The organism is Bradyrhizobium sp. NBAIM08 (assembly GCF_020193935.1).
Classification (GTDB): Bacteria; Pseudomonadota; Alphaproteobacteria; order Rhizobiales; family Xanthobacteraceae; genus Bradyrhizobium; species Bradyrhizobium yuanmingense.
Map to the genome: position 1 here is coordinate 1 of NZ_JADYVR010001418.1, position 379 is coordinate 379.

Sequence of the window (379 nt, forward strand, 5' to 3'; positions counted from 1 at the left end):
GCTGATCCACGAGCACCGCGTCGACCCTTCAAGCGCTCTTGTAAAGACGTGGTACCTTCAGCCATTCAACATCGCGATGTATATCATCGCAGGTCTCGCAGCGCAGTATTTGTACGCCATTGTCAGCATTCCCGGCTCGCCGCTGTTCGCGATGTGGTCGATTCTCGGCGCGATGCTGGCAGCAGTTATATTCGTCGAGCTTAATAACTTCCTGATCGGCTTTGCGCTCATCCTCTGCCGTGGCGTCTCGCTCCGCGACTCCGGCATTCTAGACGTCGACTACATTCTGCCCGATCTCATCAATCTCTGTATCGGCTATGTTGTCGCGCTCCTGTGGGGCCTCAACCCGCTCCTGATTGTAGCGGCCATTCTCCCGCTC

Annotated in this window: 1 protein-coding gene; it reads left to right on the plus strand. The window is 56.5% G+C overall.

What is annotated here, in order from left to right:
- The coding region (locus I6F37_RS45220; protein ID WP_225155160.1) for a hypothetical protein at window positions 1-379 on the plus strand (379 nt) is incomplete at both ends.